The organism is Psychrobacter sp. AOP3-A1-26 (assembly GCF_052378235.1).
In the GTDB taxonomy this organism is placed as follows: Bacteria; Pseudomonadota; Gammaproteobacteria; order Pseudomonadales; family Moraxellaceae; genus Psychrobacter.
In genome coordinates this window covers 1-8,469 of record NZ_JBQSXN010000111.1, presented here as the reverse complement: position 1 = coordinate 8,469, position 8,469 = coordinate 1, and the positions used below count along the sequence as shown (strand labels likewise).

Sequence of the window (8,469 nt, the reverse complement as noted above, 5' to 3'; positions counted from 1 at the left end):
AAATAAAGCATAAAAATAAAAGCAAAATAAATATCAATAATTGCAAAAGCAATAACTATAAAAGAGAGGTATTTGATTTGGCTAAGTTAGCAAAATTACATCGCTCGCAGAATCATCGTATGATAGCAGGCGTGATGGGGGGCATAGCAGAATATGTCGGCTGGTCACCAACTTGGGTTAGAGTGCTATTCGTCATTATCTCCTCGTTGAGTGCGGCCGTACCCGGTATTTTAATCTATATCATCTTATGGATAATCATGCCAAAAGCAAGTAGCCAGTCTTATCAATGATAATAAATGATAAATTTATAGTAGTCTGTTCAGCAGTAGAGATTTACAAATTGCAGTACCTTAAAAAATAAAAAGCCTGATAAATCAGGATAATAGAGATATACTTTTCCTCCTGCCCAGATGCTCACGCATTTGGGTATTTTTTTATTCATGGCTTTGAACGCCTTTATCAATATAATACCATTCACAAAAATTAGAGTAGCAAGGAAAACGAGTGCAAGTACAACGCGTTGTAGACTAAACAAGTTTGACATAACTTATTAATGGAAGCTTCTTAATATAGCAGACTCACTTTACAGCTAGTAGCCGGTTATTATAACCGTATCGCTTTTATTCTGAACCGATGATAGCTAAGTCCCAAAGCCAAGCATTTCTATCTGCGACGTAAATTTAGTTACGGTAAATATAGATAAAATAGTCAATTTTTAGTAAGGTGAGCAGGCAAATAGCCTCGTTGCCAAATGGGCTATACGAGCGCTATCAAAGATTTATTTAATCATACTCATTCACAGTGGTTTTACTATGACAACCGAAGCAAAAAATTCGATGATACAAGACAAAGACCCTCAGCCGATGACTTTTCAGGATTTAATCCTAACCCTACAAAGCTATTGGGCTGATAAGGGCTGTGTCATCTTGCAGCCTTATGATATGGAAGTTGGCGCGGGTACCTTCCACACAGCGACTTTTCTACGTTCATTAGGTCCTGAGCGCTGGAATGCCGCTTACGTGCAGCCATCACGTCGTCCAACGGATGGCCGCTACGGTGACAACCCAAACCGCTTACAACATTATTATCAATTCCAAGTGGTGCTAAAACCCAATCCACCTAATATCCAAGAGTTGTATTTAGGCTCACTTAAAGCCATAGGTATCGATCCGCTGGTACATGATGTGCGTTTTGTTGAAGATAACTGGGAGTCACCAACGCTTGGCGCATGGGGACTGGGTTGGGAGATTTGGCTAAACGGTATGGAAGTGACGCAGTTTACCTACTTCCAGCAAGTGGGCGGTATCGAATGTTTTCCTGTCACGGGCGAGATTACCTACGGACTTGAGCGCTTGGCCATGTATGTGCAAGGTGTCGATAGCGTTTATGATTTGGTTTGGGCCGACGGTGAGTTTGGTCGTGTCACTTATGGCGATGTCTTTCATCAAAACGAAGTTGAGCAGTCGACCTATAATTTTGAACACGCCGATGTGCCGATGATGGGTCAGATGTTTGACTTTTACGAGCAACAAGCAGACAAATTAGCTGCTGAGGGTCTACCACTACCAGCATACGAGATGGTGTTAAAAGCTTCACATGCCTTCAATTTACTTGATGCGCGTGGTGCAATTTCCGTCACTGAACGTCAGCGTTTTATCCTACGGGTACGTACGCTGGCGCGCAAAGTTGCGTTGGGTTATGTTGAAGCACGCGCCAAGCTAGGCTTTCCACTGGCGGATGAGGCGCATCGTCAAGCAGCACTTGATAAGTTTTTGCCAAAAGAATTGGTTGAGAATACAGACACTGACCATTCTACCGATACTAACCAAACGACTAATAATAAATAGGAGCATCCCATGAGTACTATTCTATTTGAACTGGGGTGTGAAGAGCTGCCTCCAAAGAGCCTAAAACCTTTACGTGATGCGCTACAAAAAAGTGTCACTGAGCAATTAAATGAAGCTGATATTAGTTTCGATAGTATCAAAGCCTTTGCCGCACCGCGTCGTTTGGCGCTGCAAATTCAAGGTATTAGCGACAAGCAGCCGGACCGCAGCGAGCAGAAACGCGGCCCTGCGATTAAAGCGGCATTTGATGCGGATGGTAATCCAACGCGCGCCGCGATGGGTTTTGCCAAAGGCTTGGGGGTTGACGCTAGTGAGCTGATGACCATTAACACCGATAAAGGTGATTATGTTGGTTATGAGCAAACCATTCATGGTCAAGCGACGACTGAGCTGCTGCCGGCTATTTTTCAGACCGCGCTTGATAATCTACCGATTGCTAAGCGTATGCGTTCGGGTACGAGCCGCAATGAATTTGTGCGTCCGGTACAGTGGGTCGTATTGATGCAAGATAGTGCGGTGATTGATGCCACTATCCAAGGTCATCAAACTGGTATGCAAACCCGTGGTCATCGCTTCCATAGCCCTGATTACCATGACATTGCTCATGCCAATGATTATGAACAGCTGCTTGATGGTTTAAAAGTGGTGGCGGACTTTGACAAGCGTCAAATGCTGATTAAAAACCAAGTCAAGGCTTTAGCAGATGAAGTTAGTGCTGATGCAATCGTGCCGCAATATCTATTAGATGAAGTCACAGCATTGGTTGATTTCCCCATTGCATTGCGAGCAAGCTTTGAGCCGCGCTTTTTACAAGTACCGCAAGAAGCGCTTATCTCAACCATGCAAGCGGATCAAAAGTACTTTTGCTTGACCGATAAAGCAGGCACATTGCAGCCTTACTTCATTTTTATTACCAATATTGAGTCTAAAGATCCCAATCAAATCATAGAAGGTAATGAAAAGGTTGTGCGTCCACGCTTAGCGGATGCAGAGTTTTTCTTCTTACAAGACCAAAAGCAGCCATTATTTGCGCTAACAGAAAGCCTGAAAACCCGTGTATTCCAAGATACATTGGGTACGATTTGGGAGAAGTCTGAACGTATTGCCAAGCTTGCCGCTTTTATTGCTGCCTTAATGCAGCAACAAGGTCATGATATTAGTATTGATGAAACGGTACGGGCTGGTATTTTGTCTAAGGCAGACTTGGCAAGCTCACTGGTTGGTGAGTATCCTGAGTTGCAGGGTGTTGCTGGGACCTATTATGCTCGCTTAAATGACGAGCCAGAAGCGGTAGCAGCAAGTATAGAAGAGCAGTATCTACCCAAATTCAGTGGTGATATCTTGCCGAAGACAGCTGTCGGTATTTGCTTGGCGCTGGCCGATCGCTTAGATACGCTAGTGGGTATTTTCGCCATCGATCAAGCGCCAACGGGTTCAAAGGATCCGTTTAGCTTACGTCGTTCTGCCATTGGTATTTTGCGTATTTTAATCGAGAAGCAGTTGCCGATTAACTTGGTGGCTTTGGTTGAGCAAGCGATTAAAAACTATAGCACTGCCGATGATAGCAAGATTACCAAAATGGGTGATACCTTTACCCAAGTGATGGCGTTTTTAAATTCGCGCTATCGGGCCATGTATACTGAGCAAGGTGTCAGCGTCGATACCATTCAAGCAGTACAAGCGATTCATCCGCATATGCCACTCGATTTTGATCAGCGTATTCGTGCGGTACAAACGTTTAGTGAGTTGCCACAAGCCGAAAAACTGTCTGATTCTAACAAGCGTGTTGCCAATATTTTAGCTAAGTCTGAAGTGAGTGTCGCTGATGAGGTCAATGAGGCGATATTGTCTGAGCCTGCTGAGAAAAACCTGTATAGCAGCGTTCTGCAAGCACAAACCGCTGTTGAGCCTTTACTCGAACAGGCTGACTATACGCAAGTATTGCAAACCTTGGTCAGTTTAGATGAACCATTGACAGCGTTTTTCGCTGATGTAATGGTTAATAGTGAAGACGCAGCACTCAAAGCCAATCGCTTGGCGCTACTTAAACAGGTTCGTGCTTTATTCTTGACCGTCGCTGATATTAGTGAGCTACAGTTATAGTGCTATCAGCATCAATAATTTACTGCCAATTTGATTGTTAAGTAATTTTGGTTTTTAGATAATAAGACTGGCTCACCGTAGCCAGTTTTTTATGTGCGTATTATGAATGGTTCAGTTTATAATGTCTTAAGTCATATTAGAGGGAGCACTGCCGTGTTAGCTGTTATCATTATAATTATCATTATTTGGATTGTGATGTGGGGGTTTTATAAGTTTATGTACCCGCGCGCGCCAAAAAGTATGATGCCAAAAAAAGGTGATGTGATCACACCGCGCCAGTGTGATTTTTGTGGCAATAGCCTGGCTGAGTATCGCGGTGTGCTTGAGACTAATCCTAGCTTAGCGACAGAGGCAGAGAGTGAAAGCAATAGCAACATTAACGCCAATAAAGAGCTGTTCTTTTGCAATTATGAGCATCAAGCAGATTTTCATGCAGGCGAGACGTATAAACCAGACCTCTAAATACATTATGTATTATTGATGCTTAAAAATAAGCGCTTAGTTCTGGTGAGCTAAGCGTTTATCTGTTCCATACGCCATAATAACGGAGCGGGTCTATTTTATTTGGTATCGACTAAGTCATTATTGATTTATAAAATAGACTGGGCGTCTTTCATAATTTTACTTAGCAAAGCCCCAGATTGCTTATCTTGCTGCAAACGATCTTCTTCGCTTATTTGGTTGGTATGAATTTTTTCGTATAAATTCAAGCAGCATAGGACAAGGATGCTTTCTTGGCTGAGGCTGGGCGCGTCTTTTCTTAGGGCTAAAGCCTTGTCATTGATATAAGAAACCGCTGAAAGCAGCTCTTCTTGCTCATGCACTGGGCAATAGATCGGGTAGGTGATGCCAGCAATCGCGATATCGACCTTTTTAATTTGTGGTTCAGTGGTTTTATCATCAGGTTTCGCAGCGGTGATTGGTGTGTACGAACCATTTGATGCTGCCTGTTGCGGCTTAGGTCCAGTATTTTTTGCTTGGCTGTTTTCTATTTGAGTGCTGTTTTGTGGCTGTTTTTCTACAGATTTTTTATGGTCATCGGTCATGATAAATCCTACAATATATGTTATTAAAGAGAATAATATAAAATATCACTGCTATAAATTTGCTGGCTTCATAAGTAAAAAAATAAGCATTAAACGTTATCAGTGGCAATGATTGATTAACTTTCTGCCTGATCAATACGCGTCAAGCGCTGCAATACCACTTGGGTACGCTCAGCGGCCAATTCGTTTTTCTTTTTCAAATCACTATTTTGCTGTTTAATATCGCTATACTGCTGCTTTAATTCATTGTTATGCTGCTGCAGCTCGCTGTTTTGCTGTTGTAATTGCTCAATCTGTTTGTTTAATTTGTCTTGCTCTTCACCGATCATATGATGCGCTTCAGCAAGACTTTGATAACGTTTATCAAGATCATTTAATTGTTTTTTCGCACCATCGCGCTCTGTATGGCTGCTATCGAGCTTAGTCTTAAGAGCCGCAAGTTCTTTTGGATCGGTCTCAGGTTGTTTTTTGAGGCTGCTAAGTTCAGCACTGACAAGCTGATATTGCTTTTTGATGTCGAGTACCATTTTTTCTAATATTCTAAGTTGGTCATACATAGTCAGTTTTTATCCTTAACAAGTAAGCGTGAATGAATTTTGTTCTCTGCGTTTAATAATGCCATAGGTGACCGCATAATATCTATATCAACAAAGTAATTGTATGACGCTTTATGACACTTTGTTTCTATTAACTATTAACTATTACTAATCAATGACTAGGACATCTATTATGAATGACAATATCTCGGGCTGGAATACATGGCTGACGGCGTTTGATGACTGGACTGACGTATCTATTAGTGAGGTACACGGCTTGATGACAGGGCTGATAACTGCCTGTAATGCACCCGATGAGCAAGTGTGGGCAAAGGTGTTTGAGGAGCTAAGTTTTGCGCCATTGCCTGATCAGGCGTTGACCTTACTGACTGAAGAAGCAGAAGATACGGTATTCCAGCTAAAAGACAAAGATGATGCTTATTCTTATACGCCATTAGTGCCAGATGATGAACATGACTTGTACGAGCGCGTGATGGCATTGAAACAGTGGGCAAATGGTTTTATGACCGGTTTTGGTATTACCGATTGCGGTCTAAGTAGCGAAGAAAACGAGATGCTGTCAGATTTGGCAAAGATTGGTGGCATTCGGCTAGAAGACGATGAAGATTTTGAAGGCGGCGAAGAGTCTTATTTGTATATCTATGAGTTTGCGCGCATGGTGCCAGTGAGCTTTGCTACCCGTAAGCGTAAACCAGTTAAAGATATTGCACTGATTGCTGGCTTGTCTATCGATGCCAAAACTACCAAAGAATTACAAGCAGAAGGTAAATTACCCAAACCAATGCCGCCAGTCGTTGATGCGATGAATCAAAATAACCCATCGTAAATGATATAGTTGGGTTTATATAAAAATATGCAGCGGGACTGGGATGGATTTTTCGTAGCTTCTGTCGGCGTAAGCACAGCAAGCGAGAAAAATCTATCCTAGGGCATGTCCTCAATCTGAACAAAATCAACTAAATGGGCTAAAAAATGGCTAAATCTTGCCAAACTGCGTTAAATAGCTGGCTAATATCTTGATATTATCTGTGCTACTTTCCTTGTTTGACAGCAATTAAAGAATAATAAAAGGGAGACTATGATGACAACTGATAATGATATGATTCATTTGCGTCGCTGTGTGGAGCTGGCAGCTGAAGCTTTAGAAGCGGGCGATGAACCGTTTGGCAGTGTGCTGGTTGATGCCGATGGACAAGTGCTACGAGAAGATCGTAACCGTGCCAATTCGGTCGATGCCACTTATCATCCAGAAATCGCCGTCGCCAAATGGGCCGCAGAAAATATGACAGCGGATGCGCGCACTAAAGCCGTGGTTTATACCTCAGGCGAGCATTGTGCTATGTGCTCAGCAGCTCATGCATGGGCAGGGCTTGGTCGTATTGTTTATGTCAGCTCATCAAAACAGTTGGGTGAGTGGATGGATGAGATGGGGGTGAAGTCTTCATCGCCTATCAATTCATTAAGTATCCAAGAAGTCGCCCCTGATGTAGCCGTCGAAGGTCCGATTGCAGGCTTAGATGAAGAAGTCAAAGCGCTACAACAGCGTTCATTCCAAAAAGGCTGAGGTCTTTTTATCTCATATCGTGATAAGGATATCTTATGACTGTGATAAATCATAATAAAGGTGAAAAACAAGCAACGCCTACAGCCAATTACCCCAATGATAGTATTGACTGGCTGACGCGGTTGATGGCGTTTGATACGGTTAGTCGCCATTCAAATTTGGCGTTAATCGACGATGTGAAAGGATATTGCGAGAAGTTAGGGTTGAGCGTAGATTTAACCTTCAATGAGGTTAAAAATAAAGCCAATCTATTTGTGACGGTGCCAGCTGGAGAAAAAGCTGATATTGTGAATAATGGTCTGGTGTTATCTGGACATACTGATGTGGTGCCAGTTGATGGTCAAGAGTGGACGTCTGAGCCATTTACTGCAACGATTCGTGGTGACAAGCTATATGGACGCGGCTCTTGCGATATGAAAGGCTTTATCGCTTGTGCGTTAACGCTGTTACCGCAAGCCGTAGAGTTATCTAGTTCAGGCAAACTACGTCGACCGCTACATTTGGCTTTATCATTTGATGAGGAGGTGGGCTGTTTGGGCGCGCCATTGATATTAGCCGACTTAAAAGCACGCGGTATCACACCTGATTATTGCATCGTTGGTGAGCCAACTAACATGGCCATGGTCGTTGCTCATAAAGGTATTGCTGTTTATCGCTGCCGCGTCCATGGCAAGTCTGCGCATTCATCATTAACGGCGCAAGGGGTTAATGCCATTAGCTATGCCAGCCAATTGATTGGTTATGTTGATACTTTGGCTGAAGAAATCAGTCATCGTGATGATAATGATCCTATATTTGATGTGCCTTATTCCACATTATCTGTAGGCACCATACAAGGCGGCACAGCGACCAATATTGTGCCAAATCTGTGTGAGTTTACCTTTGATTACCGGAACTTGCCACACATGACGCAAGAGGATATTGTCGCGCCAATTCAAGAAAAAGTTGCGGAATTAACCGCTCAGATGCAAGCACGAGCACCAGAAACGGGCATTGAGCTGATGCAAGAAGAAAGCGTACCGGCTATGACTGATAGCGACAGTGCCGAGCTACAACAATTAATCGTAGCGCTGACAGGTGATGATCAACGTCATAAAGTAGCGTATGCGACTGAAGGCGGGCAGTTTACCAATAGCGGTATTCCAACGATTATCTGTGGGCCTGGCAGTATCGAGCAGGCGCATAAAGCCGACGAATATGTTGCATTAAGTGAGATTGAGCGCTGTGACAGTTTCTTGCAGCGTCTCTTAGAGAGTTGTACTGCTAATACTAGCAAATAAACCGCGCAACCTAAGTAGTGATTGGTATAAAATACACCGTCTTTATGGCGGTGTTTATTTTTTTACGCATAT

9 protein-coding genes are annotated in these 8,469 nt (G+C 43.1%); 7 read left to right on the top strand and 2 right to left on the bottom strand.

The window, feature by feature from the left end; all coding sequences use genetic code 11:
- The first annotated feature begins 77 nt into the window (after window positions 1–77).
- The 4 genes from ACT3TU_RS13070 to ACT3TU_RS13055 all read left to right on the top strand — a co-directional run bounded on the left by ACT3TU_RS13070 (window position 78) and on the right by ACT3TU_RS13055 (window position 4,412).
- Complete coding sequence (locus ACT3TU_RS13070; RefSeq protein WP_192523033.1) at window positions 78–290, top strand: PspC domain-containing protein; 213 nt, start codon at window positions 78–80, stop codon at window positions 288–290.
- A 573-nt stretch (window positions 291–863) separates the two neighbouring features.
- A complete protein-coding gene (gene glyQ / locus ACT3TU_RS13065; protein ID WP_192523068.1) occupies window positions 864–1,847 on the top strand; it encodes a glycine--tRNA ligase subunit alpha in 984 nt (327 codons plus the stop codon).
- 9 nt (window positions 1,848–1,856) lie between these two features.
- Window positions 1,857–3,950, top strand: coding sequence for a glycine--tRNA ligase subunit beta (gene glyS / locus ACT3TU_RS13060; RefSeq protein ID WP_192529773.1), 2,094 nt, complete (start codon window positions 1,857–1,859; stop codon window positions 3,948–3,950).
- A gap of 153 nt (window positions 3,951–4,103) precedes the next feature.
- The gene (locus ACT3TU_RS13055; protein ID WP_413038370.1) at window positions 4,104–4,412 is read left to right on the top strand and encodes a hypothetical protein; all 309 of its coding nucleotides are present in this window, start codon (window positions 4,104–4,106) and stop codon (window positions 4,410–4,412) included.
- A gap of 128 nt (window positions 4,413–4,540) precedes the next feature.
- Here ACT3TU_RS13055 and ACT3TU_RS13050 read toward each other — a convergent pair whose 3' ends face one another.
- Complete coding sequence (locus ACT3TU_RS13050; protein ID WP_192523035.1) at window positions 4,541–4,996, bottom strand: cell division protein ZapA; 456 nt, start codon at window positions 4,994–4,996, stop codon at window positions 4,541–4,543.
- Between the two features lie 116 nt (window positions 4,997–5,112).
- Window positions 5,113–5,553, bottom strand: coding sequence for a hypothetical protein (locus ACT3TU_RS13045; protein ID WP_192523036.1), 441 nt, complete (start codon window positions 5,551–5,553; stop codon window positions 5,113–5,115).
- A 172-nt stretch (window positions 5,554–5,725) separates the two neighbouring features.
- Between ACT3TU_RS13045 and ACT3TU_RS13040 the strand changes: the two genes are divergently transcribed.
- The 3 genes from ACT3TU_RS13040 to argE all read left to right on the top strand — a co-directional run bounded on the left by ACT3TU_RS13040 (window position 5,726) and on the right by argE (window position 8,397).
- Complete coding sequence (locus ACT3TU_RS13040) at window positions 5,726–6,379, top strand: UPF0149 family protein (protein WP_192523037.1); 654 nt, start codon at window positions 5,726–5,728, stop codon at window positions 6,377–6,379.
- Window positions 6,380–6,631: 252 nt separating this feature from the next.
- Entirely contained in the window at window positions 6,632–7,117 is a 486-nt protein-coding gene (locus tag ACT3TU_RS13035; protein WP_444784468.1) for a nucleoside deaminase, read from the top strand.
- Between the two features lie 35 nt (window positions 7,118–7,152).
- Window positions 7,153–8,397: an acetylornithine deacetylase gene (argE, locus tag ACT3TU_RS13030; RefSeq protein ID WP_192523039.1), complete on the top strand. Its 1,245-nt coding sequence runs from the start codon at window positions 7,153–7,155 to the stop codon at window positions 8,395–8,397.
- The last annotated feature ends 72 nt before the right edge of the window (window positions 8,398–8,469 follow it).

What these genes read in the sequence shown, in the direction of transcription:
- glyS (WP_192529773.1), top strand. Translation starts at nt 1,857, where the DNA reads ATGAGTACTATTCTATTTGAACTGGGGTGTGAAGAGCTGCCTCCAAAG.
- argE (WP_192523039.1), top strand. Translation starts at nt 7,153, where the DNA reads ATGACTGTGATAAATCATAATAAAGGTGAAAAACAAGCAACGCCTACA.
- ACT3TU_RS13040 (WP_192523037.1), top strand. Translation starts at nt 5,726, where the DNA reads ATGAATGACAATATCTCGGGCTGGAATACATGGCTGACGGCGTTTGAT.
- ACT3TU_RS13050 (WP_192523035.1), bottom strand. Translation starts at nt 4,996, where the DNA reads ATGACCGATGACCATAAAAAATCTGTAGAAAAACAGCCACAAAACAGC.
- ACT3TU_RS13035 (WP_444784468.1), top strand. Translation starts at nt 6,632, where the DNA reads ATGATGACAACTGATAATGATATGATTCATTTGCGTCGCTGTGTGGAG.
- glyQ (WP_192523068.1), top strand. Translation starts at nt 864, where the DNA reads ATGACTTTTCAGGATTTAATCCTAACCCTACAAAGCTATTGGGCTGAT.
- ACT3TU_RS13045 (WP_192523036.1), bottom strand. Translation starts at nt 5,553, where the DNA reads ATGTATGACCAACTTAGAATATTAGAAAAAATGGTACTCGACATCAAA.